This is a genomic window from Enterobacter sp. DVT3837 (assembly GCF_056238685.1).
Map to the genome: position 1 here is coordinate 643,712 of NZ_JBWDLA010000002.1, position 22,746 is coordinate 666,457.

Consider the following 22,746-nt stretch of genomic DNA (forward strand, 5'->3'; position numbering starts at 1 on the left):
ATGGCTTTTCGGGTAATGGTGCCAACTTACTGATTTAGTGTACGATGGTGTTTTTGAGGTGCTCCCGTGGCTTCCATCTCCATCAGTTGTCCCTCCTGCTCAGCTACTGAAGGCGTGGTGCGTAACGGTAAAAGTACTGCCGGACATCAGCGCTATCTCTGCTCTCACTGCCGTAAAACATGGCAACTGCAGTTCACTTACACCGCTTCTCAACCCGGTACGCACCAGAAAATCATTGATATGGCCATGAATGGTGTTGGATGCCGGGCAACCGCCCGCATTATGGGCGTTGGCCTCAACACGATTTTACGTCACTTAAAAAACTCAGGCCGCAGTCGGTAACCTCGCGCATACAGCCGGGCAGTGACGTCATCGTCTGCGCGGAAATGGACGAACAGTGGGGCTACGTCGGTGCTAAATCACGTCAGCGCTGGCTGTTTTACGCGTATGACAGGATACGGAGGACGGTTGTGGCGCACGTCTTCGGTGAACGCACTCTGGCCACACTGGAGCGTCTTCTGAGCCTGCTGTCGGCCTTTGAGGTCGTGGTATGGATGACGGATGGCTGGCCGCTGTATGAATCCCGCCTGAAGGGAAAGCTGCACGTAATCAGCAAGCGTTACACTCAGCGAATTGAGCGGCATAACCTGAATCTGAGACAACATCTGGCAAGGCTGGGACGGAAGTCACTGTCGTTCTCAAAATCGGTGGAGCTGCATGACAAGGTCATCGGGCATTATCTGAACATAAAACACTATCAGTAAGTTGGAGTCATTACCACCCTCCTGATGGCAATAAGCCATCAGGAGTTATTCACCGAATAAATAATTAGCTACGGTATATAGTCGCTGTGTTAAATAATCTCTTAGTTAAAATATTGTCGCTGTAAAAGAGAATTTGCTTCATCAATCAACTTATCAATCGCCTTCTGGCAGTCGCCCACATCCCGTCGCTCAAGGGCCGCAAGTAGCTCATCATAGTGATATGTCGACATCGTGATGTCGTTGAGTTCCTGGTGCAGATAGTTAATGCACGGCCCGATGCGGACCCACAACTGTTCAATTAAGGCATTGAGCGTAGGCATTTCCGCATACTGATAAAGCGTAAACCGGAAGACACGATTCGCATGCAAGGCCTGCTGAACGTTACCATTACGCATGGCGTCATGAAAGGCGTCCGACAATTTGTGCAGCACGTCCAGCTTGCCGTCAGACATATTCTGACATGCTGCGGCAACCGCCATCGGCTCAAGTTGTTTTCGGATGGCATTAATCTCGTTATAACGCTCCAGCGTCACCTCAGGCACCAGAAATGCCTGTGCTGGCGTGGCATGTAACGCCCCTGATGACACCAGACGCAAAAGCGCCTCACGAACCGGGGTAATACTGGTGCCTAATTTATCGGCGATCTCTTTCGTAATCAGTCGTGCCCCAGGTTTGAGTGAGCCTGTAATTAACGCTCCTTTCAAACTGAGTTCAACTTGCATGGTAAGACTGATCCTTTGCGCTTTTTCTAAATGATCCAAATCAAGCATGTTCAATTCCTGTAGCTAAAGCTCAATGCTATTTTTAAACGTGAGTTTAATAAAACGACGCCGGTCCGATATATCCTGTATCGTCATGCCTGGTGGTGGGAAGTACGTAAAAACATCAAAACGTGCAAAATTTGTATTTTTCGTTTTCGGGCTCATCCGGGATGATGGCGCGAAAAGCCGGTAATGACTCCAACTTACTGATAGTGTTTTATGTTCAGATAATGCCCGATGACCTTGTCATGCAGCTCCACCGATTTTGAGAACGACAGTGACTTCCGTCCCAGCCTTGCCAGATGTTGTCTCAGATTCAGGTTATGCCGCTCAATTCGCTGAGTGTAACGCTTGCTGATTACGTGCAGCTTTCCCTTCAGGCGGGATTCATACAGCGGCCAGCCATCCGTCATCCATACCACGACCTCAAAGGCCGACAGCAGGCTCAGAAGACGCTCCAGTGTGGCCAGAGTGCGTTCACCGAAGACGTGCGCCACAACCGTCCTCCGTATCCTGTCATACGCGTAAAACAGCCAGCGCTGACGTGATTTAGCACCGACGTAGCCCCACTGTTCGTCCATTTCCGCGCAGACGATGACGTCACTGCCCGGCTGTATGCGCGAGGTTACCGACTGCGGCCTGAGTTTTTTAAGTGACGTAAAATCGTGTTGAGGCCAACGCCCATAATGCGGGCGGTTGCCCGGCATCCAACACCATTCATGGCCATATCAATGATTTTCTGGTGCGTACCGGGTTGAGAAGCGGTGTAAGTGAACTGCAGTTGCCATGTTTTACGGCAGTGAGAGCAGAGATAGCGCTGATGTCCGGCAGTACTTTTACCGTTACGCACCACGCCTTCAGTAGCTGAGCAGGAGGGACAACTGATGGAGATGGAAGCCACGGGAGCACCTCAAAAACACCATCGTACACTAAATCAGTAAGTTGGCACCATTACCCAGGAGGGTTATTTCATTAATAAAATAAACTTTTCTTTTTGCTTACTCGAAGCGATAAGAGATCGACATACCTACGCCATAGTTACGCCCGGGTGCAGGCTCGTAATAACGACCATTGGATTCGTTGACAATAACCGAGCCGACGTACTCTTTGTCGAACAGGTTATCTACGCGGCCAAAGACGTCCATTCCCCAGTTACCATAGTTGAGTTTATACCCGGTATTCAGCCCAACCACGCTGTACGACGGGGCTTTCGCCGTGTTTTCGTCGTCGGCCATGATATCGCTCATGTAGCGGACATCTGAACCTGCGTACCAGCCTTCCTCCGGCTGCCAGCCAAACGAGGCATAACCCATGTTGCGGGCGATACCTGGCATGCGGTTTCCATTACAGTCTGCGTCGCTGCATACGTTGGTACGGTAGGTGGCGTCCAGATAGGTCCACGCCATTTTCAGCTTCCAGTTTTCAGCAAACTGCTGGTCCAGGGAAACCTCCACCCCCTGACGACGGGTTTTACCGGCATTTTTATAGCTGGTACGGCCGCCGGAACTGGAATCGACCACGATCTCATCATCAGTATCTGTACGGAACAGCGCAGCCGTCAGCAGACCATTGCCGATACGGGTTTTGCTCCCCACTTCATACGTATTGTTGGTGGAAGGTTTCAGGCCAATATTCAGACCGCCCTGGTTATCTGAACGATATGAGAGTTCGTTGATTGTTGGCGTTTCGAATCCGCGCCCGGCAGCAGCATAGAGATTCCACGCGTCCGTCATGACATATTTCACGGAGCCCGCCGGGAGCCACTTGTGATAGCTCGCGTCACCACTGTCATCCCCGTTGCCCGGCGTAATGTAATGATCGTTGGAGTCGAACCAGACCGAACTGTAACGCACACCCGCATCCACAGAGAGCTTCTGTGTCAGCTGCCAGCTGCTTTGCAGATAAGGGTCGACGTTCCACATCAGGTTACGCTCGTTACGGCGCTTATCACCCTTCACACCGTATTCCGGCACGCCGTTATTCATCACGAAGTTTTCATACCCGCGACGATCTTCGCTCAGGTTTTCATAGTTCAGGCCGGTGGTAAGGGTCACCGGCACCAGCAGCTCGCCACGGTGCGTCCAGCGGGTATCAACGCCCTGGTAATGGCGCTGCATATCAATCACACCACCAGAGTGAGATGGCTTAAGCTGCGGTTGATAAGGTATTGACTGATACTGCGTCATTTCACGCTCACCGGCATACATCATCACGCTAAGGTCGTCCTGGGCACTGAGCTGGCGGTCATAGCGCAGACCGGCCTGGGTCTGTTTGATGGTCTTACGGGTGTTGTACTGATCGCCGCGCGGAGACTGGCGCGGGTCATTCCGCCACTCCTGGTAATCGAGTCCACCCGGATCGTTAGCCTTCATGTCCACGCTATTAACGATCAGCGTGAGTTTACTGACATCATCTATACGCACACCCAGTTTGGCATTGGCGAGATTCTTCCGCGCACCGCTGTGGTCACGATAGCCTTTAGTGGTGAAGCGGGTGGTGGAAACGGTGTAATCCACATCGCCTGCGTGTGTCCCGTCACCCATTGCGCCCGTGGCTTTCATGCCATAGCGCCAGGTACCGTAACTGCCGTAATAGCTGCTGGCCTCAATGGTCGGCGGCTGCTGCCCGGTCTGGGTGTTGATGTTAATCACACCACCCGAGGCGTTGCCGTACAGGGCAGAGAAGGGGCCGCGCAGCACTTCAACAGTGTCCACACTGGAAAGATCGATGTTGGAGGTTTGCCCTTGTCCGTCAGGCATGGTGGCTGGAATACCGTCGACATACATGCGGATACCGCGTACGCCAAAGGTTGAACGGGCACCAAATCCACGCATTGACAGCTGGAGATCCTGCGCATAGTTCTGGCGGTTTTGAATTTGCAGGCCTGGAACGCTACCCAGTGATTCAGACAGGTTGATGCGTGGCGTGGCCTGACGCATATCATCGCCATTCACGACGCTCACCGCGGCTGGAGTATCGAGTTCCGATACAGTTTGCGGTGTAGCGCTGACGATCATGGTCTGTTCATCCGCACTCATCGCAGTGAGAGGCGCAACAATAACAGGAACCAGCATCAGAGATGCCTTACGGGCGGAAATGATTTTCATGAGTAAAACCGGTTGTGGTATCTAAACGAACCAAATGGAACATGTGCCTATATGTTAAATGTTTTGTAAATGTTTTGAAAACTTTAACCGCACGTTGCGTTAATGAATGTGGGCGAGGGAAAGAAAAACTCCACATTTTGTTGATTAATGATTACTATTCTCATTATCAAAAGGCAATGCCAGGACGTTGCCTGCCGGAAGTGATGTCAGCAGAAAACCCTCTTTTCAGAAAAGGAATTGTTATGTCTTTACGTCATCTGTGCTCGCCGCGACTGAGCCTTTCTCTGCTGTCTGCTACGTTACTGTTTGCCAGCACCTTCCAGGTGCACGCCGCCGAAGAGATCCTGCGTAAAGCGGTGGGGAAAGGGGCGTATGAAATGGCGGTAAGCCAGCAGGAGAATGCGCTGTGGGTTGCGACGTCGCAAAGCCGTAAAACCGATAAGGGCGGGGTTATCTATCGCCTTGACCCGGTCACGCTGGACGTGACGCAGGCGATTCATAGCGATCTCAAACCTTTCGGTGCTACCTTTGACAAGGCGAGCCAAACGCTGTGGTTCGGTAACACCATCAACGGCGCGGTGACGGCGATTGATGCCAAAACGGGCGACGTGAAAGGGCGTCTGGTGCTCGATAATCGCCAGCGCAGTGAAACCGTCAAACCGCTGCAGCCGCGCCAGCTGGTGGCTGATGACAGCACTAACACCGTCTATATCACTGGTGTGGGTAAAGAGAGCGTGATTTGGGTGGTGGATGGCGCAACGCTGAAGCTGAAAGAGACTATTGCTAATACCGGCACCTATAGCACCGGCCTGGCGCTGGATGCGCAGGCGAAACGCCTCTATACCACCAATGCCGACGGTGAGCTGGTGACGATTGATACGGCCACCAACAAAATCCTGAGTCGTAAAAAAGTGCAGGACGACGGGAAAGAGCACTTCTACCTGAATCTGAGCCTCGATACTGCCGGCCGGCGTGCGTTCCTGACCGATTCAAAACAGCCGGAAGTGCTGGTGGTGAGCCTGAAAGACGGCAGCGTGATCGAGAAAATCTCAGCACCAGAATCACTGGCCGTGCTGTTTAACCCGGCACGCAATGAAGCGTATGTGACGCACCGTGAAGCCGGTAAGGTGAGCGTGATTGACGCGAAATCTTACAAAGTGACGAAAACCTTCGACACGCCGGTCTACCCGAACAGCCTGGCGCTCTCTGCGGATGGCAAAACGCTGTATGTGACGGTAAAACAGAAATCTACTCGTCAGCAGGAAGCGACCCAACCTGACGACGTAATTCGTATCACGCTGTGATGTAAAAAAAAGGGAAGGCATCTGCCTTCCCTTTTTAATGATTAACGCGACGTTTCTTCAACCAGCGGTGCGTCGTGTTTTTCATCATCAGGATGAACCGGCGCGGTGCTGTGAATTTCGTGAACGCGTTTACGCACGCCAAACCAGCCAGCAATCAGCAGTACAGCCAGCAGCGGTATAGTGGCGATGGTGTAGGTGCCGTTCGGGTAATCGAACGCCATCAGTACCAGCACGCTGAACAGGAAGAGCAGGGTGAGCCAGGAGGTCACCGGCGCACCAGGCAGCTTAAAGCTCACGTCAGCGGCTTTACCTTCTTTAATGGCTTTACGCAGACGCATCTGGCAGACCACGATAAAGGCCCAGGATGCGATAATACCAAGCGCAGCAACGTTCAGAACGATTTCGAAGACCCGGGACGGGACCAGATAGTTCAGGAATACGCCGAATACATACACTACCAGCGTCGCCAGAATACCGGCATACGGCACGTGCTGCTTGCTCATTTTCGACATGAACTTCGGCGCAGAACCGCCCATGGACATGGAGCGCAGGATACGGCCGGTAGAATAAAGCCCGGAGTTCAGGCTGGAGAGCGCTGCGGTCAGTACCACGATGTTCATGATGCTGCCAACATAAGGCACGCCCAGCTTAGAGAAGAAGGTCACAAACGGGCTCTGACCCGCCTGATAGGCGTTCCACGGCAGTAACAGAACCAGCAGTACCACGGAACCAACGTAGAACAGACCGATACGCCAGATCACGCTGTTAATGGCTTTTGGCACCATCGTCTGCGGATCTTTACATTCACCCGCAGCAGTACCCACCAGTTCGATAGAGGCAAAGGCAAACACCACACCCTGAACCAGTACCAGCGCTGGCATCAGACCGTGCGGGAAGAATCCGCCGTTATCGGTTATCAGATGGAAGCCAGTGGCATTACCATCCAGTGGTTTACCGCTGCCGAGGAAGACAGTACCCACGATCAGGAACACGACGATGGCCAGCACTTTGACCAGTGCAAACCAGAATTCCATCTCCGCAAACCACTTCACGCCGATCATGTTCATGGTGCCGACAATGGCCAACGCACCAAGCGCAAAGACCCACTGCGGCACATCACCAAACGCGCCCCAGTAGTGCATATACAGCGCCACGGCGGTGATATCGACAATACCGGTCATCGCCCAGTTGACGAAGTACATCCAGCCTGCAACATAGGCCGCTTTTTCACCGAGGAATTCACGGGCGTAAGAGACAAAACTGCCGCTTGAAGGGCGATGCAATACCAGTTCGCCCAGTGCACGAAGAATAAAGAAAGAGAAGATCCCGCACACCAGATAGACCAGGGCGAGAGCCGGGCCCGCCATCTGCAAGCGAGCGCCTGCACCTAAAAACAGACCCGTTCCGATAGCGCCGCCGATGGCGATCATTTGAACCTGACGGTTGCCCATCGCTTTGTGGTAGCCCTCTTCGTGGGAATTCAACCAGCGACGTTTAGCAGCATGATGATCGGCTGCGCTTTTATTGCTTGTTTTCATTGAGTTACCTGTTTGCCTGTCTGAACCATTATCGTGATAGTCCTGCCTGGCAGAGTGCAATACAAACGATTGCTTCTGCGCAAACACATGTCGCCTTCCCAGTGATTCTACGTATGGATAAGGCGAAACATGGCGAGGCATCCTACCTGCAATTCATAAGCGACGCAAAATATAACCGTGCCGAAAGTGATGCAGGTCGAAGGAAATCGTGTGGTCAGAGCAGACGTGGATCACAAGATGCTGAATCGTGATGATTTTTTAGACGAACCCATTAGTGACTTGATGATTTATTCATCAATATTGCTTAATGGTTGCGCAGTGAAATGAACTCATTGCAAACACAACGCTTCAATCAGCAACGAAAAGGCGAGGGTATGCTGGCGACGGCTTGGGTAATAAAGATGATCGTGACGCAGGGTCGTGACTGGTTACAGGAGTGGGGCAAAGAGGCTGAGCCGCTTAACCAGGGCGATGACGCACATTGCCATCGCCGAATCCGTAAACGGTAGCCCGGTAAAGTGGCTGGAAAAAGTTACTGACGAGCAGTGCCTGAACGACTAACCGCCAAAAACGGAAATTGCCTGCTGCAGGCGCGTTGTGCGCTGCGTCAGGTGATTAGCGGCCTGAGTGACATTATCCACCATCCCCGTATTGTTATGCGTCATTGCACCAATACGGGAGATGGACGCGTTGATAAGCGTCAGCGCCTGAGTCTGTTCCTGCGTGGCATGACCGATCTCCTTAATCAGGGAGGACATCTGCAGAACATTGTCGATCATGACCGTCAGCTGCGTTTCGGTTTGTTCCACCTTTTCCACACCCGCGTTCACACTGGAGACGTTTTTCTCAATAAGCGTTTTGATCTCTTTAGCCGCCGTCGCGGAGTGCTGCGCAAGGTTTCGCACTTCAGCCGCCACCACCGCAAAACCGCGCCCGGCTTCACCTGCGCGTGCCGCTTCAACGGCAGCATTTAGCGCCAGTATATTGGTCTGAAAGGCGATGCGATCGATAACGCTGATGATATCGACGATCTGACTGTTATCCTGCGAAACGGATTGCATCATGCCGATAGTCTCTTTCATCATCGCTTCACCGCAGTGGGCGCTGGCACTGGTGCGATCCGCCATCAGGATCGCTTCTTTTGCGGTTTCCGCCGTCTGCTTAACGGCACTGGCAATTTCTTCCACTGCGGCTGCGGTTTGCTGCAGAAAGTCTGCGGTCTCTTCAGAACGCGCCTGCAGATCCGCGCCCTCTTTGGCGACCTGCTGGCTGATAGTGCCAATCCCGTTAATCTGCGCCCCGACATCGTCGACCAGAGAATTCAGGTTTAAACCGGATTGGTTGACCAGACGCATCATCAGACCGATTTCATCGATCCTGTCAAAGTGGTAATACTCGGTTTTACGCCCTGAAACCACGCACTGCATCTGTTGAACAATGGATTTTACCGGCCGGGCAATTTGTGCATGAAGATAATATGCCAGGGTTATAAATAGCAGAACCAGACCGCCGAACTGTGTAAGCGTATTCGGGAATAATAAAATCAGCAAACAGGAAAACAGGGCCGTCACTGTAATACCGAGATAGATTCTTTTGCTGGTACTGAGTCGTTTAAAAAGAGACATGAAAGAAAATAAACCGCGACGAACCAATAATCCCTTATAAAAACGATGATGCGTTAATTCGTTATTGCGTACTTTCTCATAGAGTTTTTCACTGGCAGCGATCTCTTCGCGTGCTGGAATATTCCGCACGGAGATATAGCCTGTTAAGTTTCCATCCTGCCAGACTGGCGTCACATTAGCGCGTACCCAATAGTGATCGCCGTTCTGACGACGGTTCTTGACTAGCCCTGTCCAGGTTTCCCCCTGTTGTAGGGTAAACCACATGTCACCAAACGCCTCGGCAGGCATGTCGGGGTGGCGAATAATATTATGCGGTTCGCCCATAAGGTGTTCTTCTTTATATCCGCTAGCTTCAATAAAAGCGGAATTGGCATAGGTAATATGACTTTGCGTATTGGTGGTCGACATTAACGTCGAGCCTTCGTTAAGAAAATACTCGCTTTGTGTAACGGGACTGTTACGCCTCATGAGTAACTCCATGATGATGTGAAAGAATAAAAACCGCCCGGTAAACTCTCAGGCAAGATTGATGTGATTATTTTTATAGCTGTCTGCTGTGTATTCTCTATTAAATTCTGCTTGTCCGAAATACCTGGTGCTAATTATTTTTTATCTATTAAACTGAGTCAATGTAATAAAAATGAAAATAATTTCGAGCGCAGTTTCGTCATCCCCTGCAAATAAATGACATAAGCCAAATTAAAAGCGGGAGATCACCTCCGCGAGGTAAATTAAGATGTCGAAATAGCGTTTCGTTAACAGAATGAAAACGTGATGATTTGCGCGACCCTGTTGGCTCGGATGCGGGCAGAAAAGTGGTTGCACCTCAAAAGTCTTAGTCTTTGCATGGTTTTGGATATCTGATTTCCGGCAAACTAAATGTAAATTAATTGTTTCTCAGTAGTGAATTACGCCTTTAATAATGTCGCCATGTTAAGTCAAACGAGAACGCAACATGTCATGGCGAATCAGCATTCTGGATAAAAGCCCCATCGCTGAAAACGAAACCGCTGCCGATGCACTGGCGCGTACTTTGACGCTGGCGCAACAGGCAGAGAACCTGGGTTATCACCGCTTCTGGATTGCCGAACATCACAACACACCGCAGCTGGCCAGTCCCTCACCGGAGCTGCTGATTGCCTGGATCCTGGGACAAACAACGCGCATTCGAGTGGGGTCGGGCGGCGTCATGCTCCAGCACTATAGCCCGTATAAAGTTGCCGAGAATTTTAACGTTCTGGCCGCCCTGGCGCCGGGTCGCGTTGATCTCGGCGTCGGAAAAGCCCCGGGCGGGCTGCCACTCTCGACCCGCGCGCTGCAGCAGGGTCTGAATCAACAGGAAAAGGGCAGCTTTGCCGAACAACTGGCTCATCTTGACCACTGGATCCGCCCAGAAAACCAGGCTGCGGAAGAGGTTGTTCGCGCAACGCCGCTACCGCCCGTACCTGCACAGGGTTTTCTGCTGGGCGCAAGTGCTGAAAGCGCGCTGCTGGCCGCAAAACTCGACTGGCACTTTGTTTTTGCTGCGCACCTGAATGGCGATCCTGACCTGCTGCGCGAGGTGATCGCCACCTGGCGTGAAAACAGCGTCCGCGACGTGATGGTGGCGGTGCAGGCAATTGTTGCGCCGACGCAGGCTGAAGCGGACGCGCTTGCGCAGAAGGTCGAGGTGTGGGGCGTTGAGCTGGCAAACGGCCAGCGCGTGACCGTCGCCAGCGAAGAACAGGCTTATGCCTTTGCACGTCAGGCGGGCAGCGAACCGGTACGTATTGCCCGTCGGGCCCAGTCTCTGCTGGCCGGTACGGCTGAATCAGTCCTGGAACAACTGAACGCCCTGCATGAACAGTGGGGCATTGACGAATTCATTATTGATACCCCGGTTGCGGATGGCGTTGCGCGCGTGCAGTCCCTGCGTCTGCTGGCCCAGGAGCGGCTTAACAAGGAGGTCACGGTATGAGCTTTGGCGAACAACTGATTGCCTGGCGGCGCGAGCTGCATCAGAACCCGGAATTGTCAGGTCAGGAAGTAGAAACCACCGCACGCCTGCACCAGTGGCTGACAAAGGCAGGCATAACGCCGTTGCCTTACGCACTGCCAACCGGTCTGGTGGCGGAAATCGGGACCGGTGACAAGCTGATTGCGCTACGGGCAGATATAGACGCTTTGCCGATTGAAGAGCGCAGCGGGGTGCCGTTTAGCTCACAGCGTGCGGGTGTGATGCATGCCTGCGGGCATGATATCCACACCAGCGTGATCCTTGGGGCCGCGTTAAAACTGAAAGAGCGGGAAGCCTCGCTCAACGGCCGGGTGCGAATCCTGTTTCAGCCTGCCGAAGAGAACTTTGGTGGTGCGAAAAGCCTGGTGCGGGCCGGTGCGTTGCGTGATGTCAGCGCGATTTTCGGCATGCATAACGAACCTTCGCTGTCGGTCGGCGAGTTCGCCACCCGTGGCGGGCCATTCTATGCCAACGTCGACAGATTTGTGATTCGCATAACCGGTAAAGGCGCGCATGCTGCCCGGCCACATGAAGGCAACGATGCGATTGTTCTGGCGAGTCAACTGGTGACCGCTCTGCAAAGCGTCGCCAGCCGTAACGTCAATACGCTGGATTCGGTGGTACTGAGCGTTACGCGTATTGCGGGTGGGAATACCTGGAACGTGTTGCCAGAAAGCGTCGAGCTGGAAGGCACACTGCGCACTCATCGTACGGAGGTGCAGCAGAATGTTAAAACCCGCGTGGAAGAAATCGCCGCCGGGTTTGCCAGCGCCTTCAGCGCACAGATTGATATTACCTGGTACGCCGGGCCCACCGCGCTGGTGAATGATGAACGTTGGGCAGATTTTGCCACCTCGGTCGCCCGGGAAGCGGGGTATGAGACCCGGCACGCCGAACTGCATATGGGAGGGGAAGATTTTGCCGTCTATTTGCAGCAGATCCCGGGGGCATTTGTCAGCATTGGCAGCAATAGTTCGTTTGGTTTACACCACCCGGCATTTAATCCGGATGAAGCCCTAATTGAGCCGGCTGCCCGCTATTTTGCACAGCTTGCGGAAAAAGCCCTGCAACACGTTTAATTCAGAAGAGGTAAATATGTCTGCAACCCGACAATTGCGGCTGGGGACCATTTTGCATGGTGCATCCGGGAATATGTCAGCCTGGCGCCACCCGGCGGCCACCGCTGATGCCAGTATTAATTTTGAATTTGTAAAAGCGACGGCATTAAAAGCGGAAGAGGGGAAACTCGATTTCTTATTCGTTGCTGATGGCCTTTATATCAACGAAAAATCGATCCCGCATTTTTTAAATCGTTTTGAACCGCTGACGGTATTGTCCGCGCTGGCAAGTATCACCTCGCGTCTGGGGCTGGTGGGAACTTTATCCACCTCTTACAGCGAGCCCTTTACCACGGCGCGCCAGTTCGCCAGCCTTGACCACCTGAGCAACGGGCGTGCGGGCTGGAACGTGGTGACCTCGCCGCTGGAAGGTTCTGCGAAGAACTTTTCCCGCGAAAAGCACCCGGAACATGCCCTGCGTTACCGGATTGCAGACGAGTATCTCGACGTAGTGAAAGGGCTCTGGGACTCCTGGGAAGGTGACGCCTTTGTACGCAATAAAGAGAGCGGTCAATTTTTTGACCCGGCCAAACTGCATGCGCTGGATCACTACGGTGACTTCTTCCAGGTCGCCGGACCGCTGAATATTGGCCGTACACCACAAGGGCGTCCGATTGTCTTTCAGGCGGGCGCGTCGGATGACGGTAAAAGACTGGCGGCGAAACATGCCGACGCCATTTTTACCCATCACGATACGTTCGACGAGGCAAAAGCTTTTTACCGCGACGTGAAGCAGCAACTGGAAACTAACGGACGCCGCACGTCAGATCTGCATATTTTCCAGGGCGTTAGCGTGATTGTCGGAAAAGACGCCGATGATGTGGAAAACCAATATCAAACGACGGCGGCGCTGGTGTCGATTAATGATGCTTTGAACTACCTTGGGCGTTATTTCGAGCACCACGATTTCAGCCAGTATCCACTCGATGAACCGTTCCCGGATATCGGTGATTTAGGTAAAAACAGCTTCCGTAGTACTACCGATGAAATCAAACGTAATGCCCGGGAGCGCAACTTAACCCTGCGTCAGGTGGCGCTTGAGGCGGCTTCACCGCGCCCGCGTTTTTCCGGTACGCCGGAGCAGGTGGCGGACGGTCTGCAAGCCTGGTTTGAGGATTATGCGGCTGACGGATTCATCATTCAGGGTGGGACGCCGGACACCTTCCCGCGCTTTGTTGACCAGGTGGTGCCCGTTTTACAAGGCCGTGGCCTGTTCCGTACCGAATACCCGGGCACCACGCTGCGCGAAAGTCTGGGCTTAGACGAACCCCAAAACCAGTTCATAAAACAATAAAAGAGAATACCGCTATGCAGAAAAAAACGCTTATTCTGGCGCTTGCGCTGGCCTTTACTCCTGCCGTCTGGGCAGAGAATGTGAACATTAACGGTACTGGCGTCAGCATTGAGGCCAATAAAACGCCGATCAACACGACCAAAAACAGTGATGCAGTAGCAAAACTGCCTAAGGATTATCGGTTTGCCGTACCGGGCAAATTTACCGTCGCGGTGGCAGGGCTGAATCAACCGCCGCTGACGGTGTTTTCAGATGACAACAAAACGCTGCTGGGCAGCGAGGTTGATGTCGCCCGTCTGGTGGCCGACAGCCTGGGCCTGGAGCTGAACGTGGTGCCCACCTCCTGGGAGGACTGGCCGCTGGGCGTGGCTTCCGGGAAATATGACGCGGCCATCAGCAATATCACGGTCACTAAAGCGCGCAAAGAGAAGTTTGATTTTGCCACCTACCGTAAGGATTCCCTCGGCTTCTACGTGAAATCGACCAGCCCGCTGAAGTCGATAGAGAAAGCAGAAGATATTGCCGGGTTGAAAATTATCGTCGGCTCAGGCACCAATCAGGAGGCCATCCTGCTGGCCTGGAATGACGAAAACCTCAAGAAAGGGCTCAAACCCTTTACCCCTGTCTACACCAAAGACGATGCGGCGCAAACGCTGGCACTCCAGTCAGGACGTGCGGATGCCTATTTTGGCCCGAACGTAATAGGCGCGTGGAAAGCGGCGTTAACCGGTAAAACCAAACTGGTGGGCAGCGTCGACGGTGGCTGGCCGAAGGCGGCGCACATCGCGGTGACGCTGAAAAAAGGCAGTGGCCTGGTCGAGCCGGTGCAAACCGCACTTAACGGCGTCATCAAAAACGGTGATTACGACAAAGTGCTGAACCGCTGGGGAGAAGGAGTGGAGCGTATCCCGCAATCTGAAGTAAACCCGGCGGGTCTGGGTGACTAAGGAGGGGCTATGAGCGAACAATTCCGGGATGTGTCACCAGAAGATGCGGATCTTCAACCTGTTATCGAGGGGCTGTTTGGAGAATATGCGGCCCGCTACGGTGACTACTTCTCTAAAGACGCTGAAGTGGAACTTACCGAGTGGTACTTAGCGCCGCAGGGGCTGTTCATCGTGCTGGAGCGCGATGGCGAGATTATTGCCACCGGCGCATACAAACCCTTTGACGAGCGTACCGCTGAAATTAAACGTATCTGGACAAATAAATCCCTGCGTCAGCAGGGACTTGCTGGCCGGGTAGTGGCGGAACTGGAGCGCAGGGCGGTGCTGGCCGGTTACAGCCAGATTTACCTCACCACCGGTTTTCGTCAGCCGGAGGCGGTCAGGCTCTATCTCAGCCAGGGGTACCAACCGCAGTTCGATCTCAACCGCAATCCGGAAGAGTACAGTCAGCCACCGTTTGACGGTCGGCTGCGTTTCACCAAAACGCTGGTACGCGAAGCGTTCAGTAAAACCGCATGAGGAACGACGATGAGCAACGTTGAAACCATTAAGGTGGTCCCGGCGCGTTATCCGCTGCGGGCCGTTGGCGCCGCGGTAGCGCTGTTTGTGCTGGCGGTCGTGATTCAGTCCGTAGCCTTTAACCCGCGCTGGGAGTGGGCAGTGTTCGCCCGCTGGTTCTTTGACCCGGTGATCCTTGAAGGTGTAGGGCAAACGCTTCTGCTGACGCTGATCGGCACCGCGCTGAGCGTGGTGATTGGCGGCATGCTGGCCCTGGCGAGACTTTCTTCATCCTGGCTGTTGAGCAGCCTGGCGTGGGGTTACATCTGGCTGTTTCGATCGTTACCGCTGATCGTGGTGCTGATCATCCTGTACAACTTTTCCTATCTCTACGACACACTCTCGCTCGGCGTGCCGTTCACCGGCATCACCTGGGGCAGCTTTGAAACCATCAACGTGCTGGGGCAGTTTTCCACTGCGGTAGTGGGGTTAACCCTCGTTCAGAGCGCCTATACCGCAGAGATTATTCGCGGCGGATTTCTCGGCGTTGACCACGGGCAATATGAAGCTGCCGCTGCGCTTGGTCTGCCTGCATGGCGACGCACGGTGCGCATCATTTTGCCCCAGGCACTGCGCACCATTCTGCCGTCGGGATTCAATGAAATCATCAGTCTCGCCAAAGGTACGGCGATGGTTTATGTCCTGGCGATGCCGGAACTGTTTTATACCATTCAGATGATCTACAACCGTACGCAGGAGGTGATCCCTCTGCTGATGGTGGGGGCTGCCTGGTATCTGGTGATTACCACCGTTTTGTCCGCTATACAGCATGTCGTTGAGCGCGGTCTTGCCCGCAGCGAACGCCGTTCTGCCGTTAATCAGAACCGTGCGGCCAGCCGTACCCGGTCTGTTACCACCTCGCCAGCACAGGAGCCCATCCATGCAAGCCTCTCCTGAAGGACACATTTCCATTACCGGAGTCAGTAAGTTTTTTGGCCGCCACAAAGCGCTCGACAACGTCACGCTTGAGATCCCTCCGGGATCGGTCACGGTGATCCTCGGGCCGTCCGGCTCGGGTAAATCGACCCTTTTGCGCACCATTAACCATCTGGAGCGAGTCGACGAGGGTTTTATCCAGATCGATGGGGATTATATTGGCTATCGCCGTCAGGGAGACAAACTCTACGAGCTTAAGGAGAAAGAGATCCTCAAACAGCGTGTCAACGTGGGCTACGTGTTCCAGAACTTCAATCTCTTTCCGCATCTCACGGTGCTGGAAAATTTAATTGAGGCACCTGTCGCGCATAAGAAACTCAGCAAAAAAGAGGCGGTAGAGCATGCCTGGAGCCTGCTTGACGTCGTGGGTTTACGCGATAAAGCGGATGCCTGGTCGCGTCATCTCTCCGGCGGTCAGCAGCAGCGCATTGCCATCGCTCGTGCGCTGGCGTTACGTCCTCGCGTGATGCTGTTTGATGAACCCACCTCGGCTCTCGACCCGGAGCTGGTGGGCGAAGTACTGGACGTGATCAAAAAACTGGCCCGATCCGGCACTACGCTGGTGGTGGTGACCCACGAGATTGGTTTTGCCCGGGAAGTGGCGGATCAGGTGGTGTTTATGGTCGACGGTAAAATTGTGGAGCAGGGCAGCAGTGACGAGGTTCTAAACCGTCCGTCGCACCCGCGAACGCGCCAGTTTCTGTCAAAAGTGCTGTAAGGAGCGCAGATGAAATATGGACTTCTGGTGGGGCTGATCTTTTCGGCTGCCAGCCACGCAAGCTTAGATTTAACAGCAAACGAGCGACCTCTGCCGGTAACGGTCGATCCCCAGGCGGTGGCAAAGATACCTGCGGATTATACGTTCGTTGAACCGGGAACACTGACGGTGGCCATTTCGGCGCTGAACTCTCCGCCGCTGGCGCTGCTTGCCAGCGATAACCGAACGCGGATTGGCAGCGATCCGGATATTGCTCGTCTGCTGGCGGGCAGTCTGGGGCTAAAACTGAAGCTGGTCCCCACGGCGTGGGAAGACTGGCCGCTGGGGATCACCTCCGGGCGCTATGATGTGGCGCTGGTGAATATAGCAGTAACCGAGCAGCGGAAAGAGAAATTTGATTTTGCGACCTATCGCGTCGATTCACTGGCCTTTTCGGTGAAATCCACGAGCGAGATTCAGTCAATCAAAAGTGCGGAAGATCTGGCAGGGAAAAAGGTGATCGTTGGCTCTGGCACGAATCAGGAACGTATTCTGCTGGGCTGGAACGAAGAGAACAAAAAGGCAGGGCGTGAACCTGCGCTACCGGTCTATCTGACCGACGATGCCTCGGGCAATCTCTATATTCAGTCCGGCAGGGCAGATGTCTTTTTTGGGCCGCAGTCGGTGTCGGCGTATAAAGCTGCACTGACAGGCAAAACCCGCGTGGTCGGTTTAGGGCCGAAAAAAGCCTGGGTTGCCACCACGACCAAAAAAGGGAATCAGCTGGTTTATGCTCTGCAAGCCGTACTGGACGGGGCAATTAAGCGGGGAGATTACCAGAAGGTGCTGGCGCGCTGGGGAGAGCAGGGCGAAGCAGTGGAGCGCTCCGAGGTCAACCCCCCTGGGATAACCTACTAACCTACTAAAGGTGCTCTACACTTAGGGTTTTTATCCCTGAGGGGGCAACATGATTAAACTCTATGGCGTACCCGGCTGGGGCTCGGCAATCAGTGAAGTGATGCTAACCCTGGCTGATATCCCTTATCAATTTATCAACGTGGACGGGTTTGACCAGCCCGGTCCGCAGCGTGAGCTGTTGCACAAGCTGAACCCGCTGTGCCAGGTGCCCACGCTGGAGCTGGAAAATGGGACCATCATGACAGAAACCGCGGCGATTGCTCTGATGGTACTCGATAAATGTCCCGAGCTTGCTCCACCTCCAGAACAGGCCGAACGCCAGCAGTTTCAGCGTTTACTGATCTGGTTTGTCGCCAATGTTTATCCCACCTTCACGTATGCCGATTATCCCGAGCGCTGGGCGCCCGATGCGCCAGAGCAGCTGCAAAAAAATTGCATTGAGTACCGTAAATCGCTCTATCAGTGGTTCGACAGTCAGCTCAAGGCGAGCCCTTATGCGCTGGGTGAACGCCTGACGCTGCTTGATGTGTATATTGTGGTCACGCGCACCTGGGGGCCTCGTCATGAATGGTTTGCCGCGAATACCCCGAAGATATCAGCGATTGCGGATACAGTTACTCAGCTTCCGAAACTGCACAAGGTGTTAAAGACAAACAATATTATCTGATAACGTGGAACCCTGGCTCATAACTGGAAACCTGCACATGCCACATGTAGATATCAAATGTTTTCCCCGCGATTTGAACGACGAACAAAAAACTGCGCTGGCGGCGGATATTGCCGACCTCATCATTCGCCATTTCAACAGCAAAGACAGTTCCGTGTCGGTTGCGCTGAACCAGGTAGCGCCGGAAGACTGGAAGGCCCAGGTCTGGGATACCGAGATAGGTCCGAAGCTGGATGAGCTGATTAAGAAGCCAGGGTATTCGATGTAAATCTTTTGCCGGGGAGCGGATAAGTCCTCCCCGGTTCAACTTCCCGTTTTTCGCAAAAAACGATAAAAATGCGTTTTGTCTTATCCGCTACACTTAACGTTTCTGACTGACTTATTATTAATCCTTAGGAAAGATCTCCAACAGAATCAATTAAGGACAGACACGTTAAAGGATAATTTTCTGATGACAAAATTACCCCGTTTTTCATTCGCCTTTCTTCATCCCCGTTACTGGCTAAGCTGGGCAGGCATTGCCGCGCTGTGGCTTATCATGCTGCTCCCTTATCCGCTTCTGTTCAGAATTGGTCATGGTCTTGGTCGACTGGCGATGCGCTTGCTTCCCCGCCGCGTCGAAATTGCCCGCCGCAACCTTGAGCTTTGTTTCCCGGAGATGAAAAAGGCGGAGCGAGAGTCATTGCTGCAGCGTAATTTTGAATCGGTAGGAATGGGGGTGATTGAAACCGGAATGGCATGGTTCTGGCCTGCGTGGCGGGTTAAGAAATGCTTTACCGTTAGGGGCTATGAGCACATGGAAACGGCGCGGGCGAAAGGTAATGGCGTGGTGCTGGTGGGAATGCATTTTCTCACACTTGAGCTGGGCGCGCGGATATTTGGCATGCTCAACCCCGGTATTGGCGTATATCGTCCTAATAATAATGCCCTGCTGGACTGGCTACAGACGCGAGGGCGTCTGCGTTCCAATAAATCTATGCTCGATCGTCATGATTTAAAAGGCATGATCCGCTCGCTGAAGCAGAATGAAATTTTGTGGTATGCCCCGGATCATGACTATGGCAAAACCAATAGCGTCTTTGTGCCGTTCTTTGCGGTTCCGGATGCCGCGACGACCGCTGGAAGCTATATGCTGGTCAAAAGCGCTAAGCCCGCCGTCATTCCCTTTGTGCCGCGACGCAGGGCGGATGGCAGCGGTTATGAACTGATTATTCTGGAGGATATCAGCGAGGCGTTGCAGGGGGGAGATAAAGAATCTGTTGCGACGCAGATGAACAGAGCGATCGAACAAGCGGTACGCATGGCACCAGAACAGTATATGTGGTTGCACCGGCGCTTCAAAACCCGCCCGGAGGGGGTGCCGGACCGATATGCGCGTGCAAAAGACGTGACGTCCTCCGTTAATATCTTATCCGCTGAAGAGATTTCTGAGCGGTCTGGCATACAGCACTGAGGCAAAAAACCATGCCCTCACTCTTGTGGTGAGGGCATAAATATCCCCTACAGGGCAGACCTGCGATAAGGTGCGTAATCTGCTTGCCACCAGGTCTGCTCGATGCGCGCCAGCAAGATTTCGTTGTCTATCGCCGGGGCGACGCCCTGATCAATCGCCGCACGGGCAACGGCGAGGGCAATCTGGCGTGACACCGTTTCAATGCGATCGACCGGCGGCAACAAGCCCCCTTTCTCGGTGGTAACCAGTGGAGACTGCGCGGCCAGGCTGCGGCTTGCCGCCATCAACATCTCTTCCGTCACACGGCGGGCGTTGCTGGCCAGGATCCCTAGCCCCAGACCCGGGAAAATATAGGCGTTGTTACACTGGGCGATGTCGTACTGCTCGTTTTGCCAGAACACCGGGGCAAACGGGCTACCGGTGGCCACCAGTGCGGCACCCTGGGTCCACGCGATAAGATCCTGTGGCTGCGCCTCTGCCCGTGATGTCGGGTTCGAGAGCGGCATGATAATAGGGCGCGGGCAGTGCCGATGCATCTCTTTCACAATTTCTTCACTGAAGAGTCCTGGCTGGCCTGAAACGCCGATCATCACCGTCGGATGTGCATTTTTTACCACTTCCAGCAGGGAGATATTATTGGCTTCTACCTGCCAGTGGCTAATCGCATCACGCGCGGTGAGAAGGTTTTTCTGGAAGTCGAGCAGGTTGGTCATATCGTCGGTCAGCAAGCCAAAGCGGTCAACCATAAAGATCCGGCTGCGGGCTTCGGACTCGGTCAGGCCGTCATCAACCATCAGGGCCACAATTTTTTCTGCTATTCCGCATCCGGCGGAACCGCTGCCCAGGAAAACCACACGCTGATCGCGAATGCGTGTACCCGCTGCATGGGCTGCCGCAATCAGCGTACCTGCGGTGACGGCTGCCGTTCCCTGAATGTCATCATTGAAGCAGCACAGCTGGTCGCGGTAGCGCTGGAGCAGTTTAGTGGCGTTTTTCTGCGCGAAGTCTTCAAACTGCAGAAGAACATTTGGCCAGCGTGCTTTGACGGTGCTGACAAACATATCCATAAATTCAGCATATTGATCGTCGCTGATGCGCGGATGGCGCCAGCCCATATACATCGGGTCGTCCAGGTGCTGCTGATTATTCGTCCCGACATCCAGCATAATGGGCAGGGTGGAAGCCGGATGGATCCCTCCGCAGGCGGTATACAGCGACAGCTTACCAATCGGGATGCCCATTCCACCGATACCCTGATCGCCAAGCCCCAGAATACGTTCCCCGTCAGTCACTACAATCACTCGAATATCGTTGCGCGAGAAACTTTGCAGCATCTCATCAATACGATGGCGGTTTGGCCATGAAATAAACAACCCGCGTGCCCGACGGTAAATGGTGGAGAAATGCTCGCAAGCTTCACCTACCGTCGGAGTATAGATAATTGGCAATGTCTCTTTCAGGTGCGAGCGTAAGAGATTGTAAAACAGGGTCTCATTGGTATCCTGAATATTACGCAGATACACATGACGGGAAATATCACTTTTAAAATGACAGAATTGTACCCACGCGCGTTCCGTCTGTTCTTCAATGGTTTCAACGTTGTGAGGCAATAAACCATGCAGGTTAAAATTATCACGTTCTTCTTTTATGAACGCGAGACCTTTATTTAATAATGGGTTTTCCAGCAATACGGCCCCGTTATAGGGAGTGTACAGAACTTCTTTGCGAGACATGGTTAACTCCTGAATTTTTTAAATAAAACAGATTAAGAGATTAAATAGATCATAATGCCTTCAGTCAGTACTCCGACGGCAGTGCCAATTAATATGGAGGATGAGGCAGTATCAATATAGGTGTCGCTGCGTATGGCAAACATACCTGCGGCGATAGCGGAAGGCGTCGCCCCAATAATAACAACCTGCTGGAGTAAGGTATGGCTAAGACCAAATGCGATACCGGCTACGGCCATGATGGCGGGTTGAATGAGGTTTTTAATACTGATATTGGTAAATGTCTGCACATTCAATTTTGGACGTTCACCGTAAAATAACAGGCCGAGAGCAAACAGTGACAGTCCACCGGAGACTTTGCCAACCATCTCAATGGGCATACTGAGAATTGACGGGATCTGTACGCCAGCCAGGCTGAGCAATACACCGGAAACGGGTATCCAGACGATAGGATTACGTGCCGCTTTGATGAGGTTTTGTATCACCATCGCGCCAGGATGCAGCGATTCCAGACCATCATGACTGTTCTTATCTCCCATACGAATCAGGACGATAGTCAACGGGATCATGATAACGCTGGTGATGATATTGCCGATCAGTACGCCAATGAATCCTTCTGGCCCAATCAACACTGCAAGCACGGGTGCCCCAAAGTAGGCCATATCCGGAAAGGCACAAACCAGAGACTGAATGGCACTGGTTTTTATATCGTGACGAAAAACAAAACGTGAAATAAATAATGTCAATAAATACGAACCCATTAAACCGACAACCAGGACCGCCATAAACGTCAGGTTCTTAATTTTGCTCGGGTCGGTATGCAATGCGCCAATAAAAAGATGAAAGGGAAGTGCAAAACGAATCACCACGGTCGCCATAACGTTTGCATCTTCACGTCGGGAATACCCGAGTTTCCCGCTTAACCACCCAAGCAGCATTATAAAGACGAGCGGAAACAGCGACTGTAATAGTAATGAAGGCATAGTATTTCCTGTAGGGTATTTTATGTGTTTTGTTGCAGCGCTAATCTAGCGGTTAGATAGCACGGTAAGAGTGACAATGGTCACACTCTCTCTGGTTTTATTAATTTCAAAATGATTGCGTTAGTTGGATAAGTAATAGGGGTGGCAAAAATTGATTAGGCACAAGAAAACAGCAATGCCTGCCTAAAATAACTTTAGTTACTAAATGATGAATAAAGTTATTTAACGGGAAAGGGTTGTATTGTTCACACTTCTTTCAGGCCCCGCATGTTATTTTTTACACTGAGCCTGTTTTTAGAAAAGGCCACGTAAGTCTTTAATTGATATTAAATAACATTTATCCGTATTGG

The 22,746-nt window shown here is 52.9% G+C and carries 18 protein-coding genes and 2 pseudogenes; 13 read left to right on the forward strand and 7 right to left on the reverse strand.

Annotation, left to right across the window (positions count from 1 at the left end; all coding sequences use genetic code 11):
• Positions 1-66 precede the first annotated feature (66 nt).
• A protein-coding gene (locus AC0XWG_RS17990; protein WP_223216367.1) for an IS1 family transposase occupies positions 67-764 on the forward strand; the annotation gives its coding sequence in 2 pieces (ribosomal slippage) (positions 67-316 and positions 316-764; 699 coding nt in all).
• Between the two features lie 101 nt (positions 765-865).
• Here AC0XWG_RS17990 and AC0XWG_RS17995 read toward each other — a convergent pair.
• The 3 genes from AC0XWG_RS17995 to pqqU form a co-directional block, all read right to left on the reverse strand.
• Positions 866-1,534 carry a GntR family transcriptional regulator gene (locus AC0XWG_RS17995; protein WP_128347626.1) on the reverse strand — a complete coding sequence of 223 codons (669 nt, stop codon included), beginning with the start codon at positions 1,532-1,534 and terminating at the stop codon, positions 866-868.
• 194 nt (positions 1,535-1,728) lie between these two features.
• A protein-coding gene (locus AC0XWG_RS18000) for an IS1 family transposase (RefSeq protein ID WP_223216367.1) occupies positions 1,729-2,426 on the reverse strand; the annotation gives its coding sequence in 2 pieces (ribosomal slippage) (positions 1,729-2,177 and positions 2,177-2,426; 699 coding nt in all).
• 97 nt (positions 2,427-2,523) lie between these two features.
• Positions 2,524-4,632: a TonB-dependent receptor PqqU gene (pqqU, locus tag AC0XWG_RS18005; protein ID WP_475680871.1), complete on the reverse strand. Its 2,109-nt coding sequence runs from the start codon at positions 4,630-4,632 to the stop codon at positions 2,524-2,526.
• A gap of 242 nt (positions 4,633-4,874) precedes the next feature.
• On the opposite strand from pqqU, the gene yncE reads away from it, so the two are divergent.
• Complete coding sequence (gene yncE, locus AC0XWG_RS18010) at positions 4,875-5,936, forward strand: 7-bladed beta-propeller protein YncE (protein WP_407220609.1); 1,062 nt, start codon at positions 4,875-4,877, stop codon at positions 5,934-5,936.
• A gap of 41 nt (positions 5,937-5,977) precedes the next feature.
• On the opposite strand, the gene ansP is transcribed toward yncE, so the two are convergent.
• Positions 5,978-7,474: an L-asparagine permease gene (gene ansP / locus AC0XWG_RS18015; protein WP_028018874.1), complete on the reverse strand. Its 1,497-nt coding sequence runs from the start codon at positions 7,472-7,474 to the stop codon at positions 5,978-5,980.
• 401 nt (positions 7,475-7,875) lie between these two features.
• Between ansP and AC0XWG_RS18020 the strand changes: the two are divergent.
• Positions 7,876-8,035 (forward strand): annotated as a pseudogene (locus tag AC0XWG_RS18020) (cupin domain-containing protein); the annotation flags it as partial.
• Here the strand turns inward: AC0XWG_RS18020 and AC0XWG_RS18025 are convergent.
• Positions 8,032-9,567, reverse strand: coding sequence for a methyl-accepting chemotaxis protein (locus AC0XWG_RS18025; protein ID WP_128347629.1), 1,536 nt, complete (start codon positions 9,565-9,567; stop codon positions 8,032-8,034). The pseudogene AC0XWG_RS18020 and the gene AC0XWG_RS18025 sit on opposite strands and share 4 nt — an antisense overlap.
• 487 nt (positions 9,568-10,054) lie before the next feature.
• Here AC0XWG_RS18025 and AC0XWG_RS18030 point away from each other — a divergent pair, with 487 nt between their 5' ends.
• The 10 genes and pseudogenes from AC0XWG_RS18030 (at position 10,055) to AC0XWG_RS18075 (ending at position 19,683) form a co-directional block, all read left to right on the forward strand.
• Positions 10,055-11,056, forward strand: coding sequence for an LLM class flavin-dependent oxidoreductase (locus AC0XWG_RS18030; RefSeq protein ID WP_128347630.1), 1,002 nt, complete (start codon positions 10,055-10,057; stop codon positions 11,054-11,056).
• On the forward strand, positions 11,053-12,174 hold the full coding sequence (locus tag AC0XWG_RS18035) for an amidohydrolase (RefSeq protein WP_028018877.1): 1,122 nt from the start codon (positions 11,053-11,055) through the stop codon (positions 12,172-12,174). Before AC0XWG_RS18030 ends, AC0XWG_RS18035 begins: the two co-directional genes overlap by 4 nt.
• Before the next feature lie 16 nt (positions 12,175-12,190).
• A pseudogene (locus AC0XWG_RS18040) lies at positions 12,191-14,454 on the forward strand (NtaA/DmoA family FMN-dependent monooxygenase).
• A 9-nt stretch (positions 14,455-14,463) separates the two neighbouring features.
• The gene (locus AC0XWG_RS18045; RefSeq protein WP_028018880.1) at positions 14,464-14,973 is read left to right on the forward strand and encodes a GNAT family N-acetyltransferase; all 510 of its coding nucleotides are present in this window, start codon (positions 14,464-14,466) and stop codon (positions 14,971-14,973) included.
• 9 nt (positions 14,974-14,982) lie between these two features.
• Positions 14,983-15,909 carry an amino acid ABC transporter permease gene (locus tag AC0XWG_RS18050; RefSeq protein ID WP_108089815.1) on the forward strand — a complete coding sequence of 309 codons (927 nt, stop codon included), beginning with the start codon at positions 14,983-14,985 and terminating at the stop codon, positions 15,907-15,909.
• Positions 15,893-16,666: an amino acid ABC transporter ATP-binding protein gene (locus tag AC0XWG_RS18055; RefSeq protein ID WP_028018882.1), complete on the forward strand. Its 774-nt coding sequence runs from the start codon at positions 15,893-15,895 to the stop codon at positions 16,664-16,666. Before AC0XWG_RS18050 ends, AC0XWG_RS18055 begins: the two co-directional genes overlap by 17 nt.
• A 9-nt stretch (positions 16,667-16,675) precedes the next feature.
• Positions 16,676-17,563: a transporter substrate-binding domain-containing protein gene (locus AC0XWG_RS18060; RefSeq protein WP_475680872.1), complete on the forward strand. Its 888-nt coding sequence runs from the start codon at positions 16,676-16,678 to the stop codon at positions 17,561-17,563.
• Positions 17,564-17,612: 49 nt separating this feature from the next.
• On the forward strand, positions 17,613-18,230 hold the full coding sequence (locus AC0XWG_RS18065) for a glutathione S-transferase family protein (protein ID WP_475680873.1): 618 nt from the start codon (positions 17,613-17,615) through the stop codon (positions 18,228-18,230).
• Between the two features lie 37 nt (positions 18,231-18,267).
• Entirely contained in the window at positions 18,268-18,498 is a 231-nt protein-coding gene (gene pptA, locus AC0XWG_RS18070) for a tautomerase PptA (RefSeq protein WP_475680874.1), read from the forward strand.
• A 183-nt stretch (positions 18,499-18,681) separates the two neighbouring features.
• On the forward strand, positions 18,682-19,683 hold the full coding sequence (locus AC0XWG_RS18075) for a Kdo(2)-lipid IV(A) acyltransferase (protein ID WP_128347633.1): 1,002 nt from the start codon (positions 18,682-18,684) through the stop codon (positions 19,681-19,683).
• Positions 19,684-19,730: 47 nt separating this feature from the next.
• Here AC0XWG_RS18075 and AC0XWG_RS18080 read toward each other — a convergent pair whose 3' ends face one another.
• Together AC0XWG_RS18080 and AC0XWG_RS18085 are read right to left on the reverse strand one after the other, a co-directional pair.
• On the reverse strand, positions 19,731-21,416 hold the full coding sequence (locus AC0XWG_RS18080) for an NAD-dependent malic enzyme (protein ID WP_049007314.1): 1,686 nt from the start codon (positions 21,414-21,416) through the stop codon (positions 19,731-19,733).
• A 32-nt stretch (positions 21,417-21,448) separates the two neighbouring features.
• Positions 21,449-22,396, reverse strand: coding sequence for an AEC family transporter (locus tag AC0XWG_RS18085; RefSeq protein ID WP_028018888.1), 948 nt, complete (start codon positions 22,394-22,396; stop codon positions 21,449-21,451).
• Between the last annotated feature and the right edge of the window lie 350 nt (positions 22,397-22,746).

What these genes read in the sequence shown, in the direction of transcription:
- AC0XWG_RS17995 (WP_128347626.1), bottom strand. Translation starts at nt 1,534, where the DNA reads ATGCTTGATTTGGATCATTTAGAAAAAGCGCAAAGGATCAGTCTTACC.
- pqqU (WP_475680871.1), bottom strand. Translation starts at nt 4,632, where the DNA reads ATGAAAATCATTTCCGCCCGTAAGGCATCTCTGATGCTGGTTCCTGTT.
- yncE (WP_407220609.1), top strand. Translation starts at nt 4,875, where the DNA reads ATGTCTTTACGTCATCTGTGCTCGCCGCGACTGAGCCTTTCTCTGCTG.
- ansP (WP_028018874.1), bottom strand. Translation starts at nt 7,474, where the DNA reads ATGAAAACAAGCAATAAAAGCGCAGCCGATCATCATGCTGCTAAACGT.
- AC0XWG_RS18025 (WP_128347629.1), bottom strand. Translation starts at nt 9,567, where the DNA reads ATGAGGCGTAACAGTCCCGTTACACAAAGCGAGTATTTTCTTAACGAA.
- AC0XWG_RS18030 (WP_128347630.1), top strand. Translation starts at nt 10,055, where the DNA reads ATGTCATGGCGAATCAGCATTCTGGATAAAAGCCCCATCGCTGAAAAC.
- AC0XWG_RS18035 (WP_028018877.1), top strand. Translation starts at nt 11,053, where the DNA reads ATGAGCTTTGGCGAACAACTGATTGCCTGGCGGCGCGAGCTGCATCAG.
- AC0XWG_RS18045 (WP_028018880.1), top strand. Translation starts at nt 14,464, where the DNA reads ATGAGCGAACAATTCCGGGATGTGTCACCAGAAGATGCGGATCTTCAA.
- AC0XWG_RS18050 (WP_108089815.1), top strand. Translation starts at nt 14,983, where the DNA reads ATGAGCAACGTTGAAACCATTAAGGTGGTCCCGGCGCGTTATCCGCTG.
- AC0XWG_RS18055 (WP_028018882.1), top strand. Translation starts at nt 15,893, where the DNA reads ATGCAAGCCTCTCCTGAAGGACACATTTCCATTACCGGAGTCAGTAAG.
- AC0XWG_RS18060 (WP_475680872.1), top strand. Translation starts at nt 16,676, where the DNA reads ATGAAATATGGACTTCTGGTGGGGCTGATCTTTTCGGCTGCCAGCCAC.
- AC0XWG_RS18065 (WP_475680873.1), top strand. Translation starts at nt 17,613, where the DNA reads ATGATTAAACTCTATGGCGTACCCGGCTGGGGCTCGGCAATCAGTGAA.
- pptA (WP_475680874.1), top strand. Translation starts at nt 18,268, where the DNA reads ATGCCACATGTAGATATCAAATGTTTTCCCCGCGATTTGAACGACGAA.
- AC0XWG_RS18075 (WP_128347633.1), top strand. Translation starts at nt 18,682, where the DNA reads ATGACAAAATTACCCCGTTTTTCATTCGCCTTTCTTCATCCCCGTTAC.
- AC0XWG_RS18080 (WP_049007314.1), bottom strand. Translation starts at nt 21,416, where the DNA reads ATGTCTCGCAAAGAAGTTCTGTACACTCCCTATAACGGGGCCGTATTG.
- AC0XWG_RS18085 (WP_028018888.1), bottom strand. Translation starts at nt 22,396, where the DNA reads ATGCCTTCATTACTATTACAGTCGCTGTTTCCGCTCGTCTTTATAATG.